At 53.8% G+C, this 515-nt stretch carries 1 protein-coding gene; it reads right to left on the minus strand.

Annotated features, from left to right (window positions below; all coding sequences use genetic code 11):
* The coding region (locus HMPREF2661_RS08860; protein WP_049323885.1) for a type IV pilin protein at positions 1–477 on the minus strand (477 nt) is incomplete at its 3' end.
* Positions 478–515: the final 38 nt, after the last annotated feature.

The following is a 515-nucleotide window of genomic DNA, read 5'->3' on the forward strand; positions in this document are numbered from 1 at the left end:
ACACTCCGCATCATTACCCCTAAATATCTCCTCGCCGTCCGCACAGCTACCCTTCCCCTTCATCTTCCCACACACCACCGCCGTCAGCGACTCGTTCAAACGTAATACCCTCGGCTCCGCTTCCCTATCCAGCGCCACCGCCTTCAAGGTAAACTTACCCTCCAGAATCCCCTTAGCCTGACCGCTCATCCTGATACAGAAACCACCCGCCTCCTTCACCGGCAATTCCGGCCACTTCGTCGACGTCAGCTTAAAGCTGCCCTTTTTCGTGTAGAACTGCTCCATAAAGCGCGCATTTTCCAGCAGCGCGGCATGCGCCGCACGCAGGTTGGCCGAACGGACCGATTCCCGATAGGCCGTAAAGGCCGCCGTCGCCAAGATCGAAACCAGCAGCATTACCACCAACAGCTGTACCAAAGAATACCCCCTCTGCACAGTTGCCTCATTCTGTTTTCCGTCAAATGCTTTTAAGTACATATCATTATTCCCTTTATCTTTTATATCCCCTATCCGAC

This window comes from Neisseria sp. HMSC061B04 (genome assembly GCF_001836705.1).
GTDB lineage: Bacteria > Pseudomonadota > Gammaproteobacteria > Burkholderiales > Neisseriaceae > Neisseria.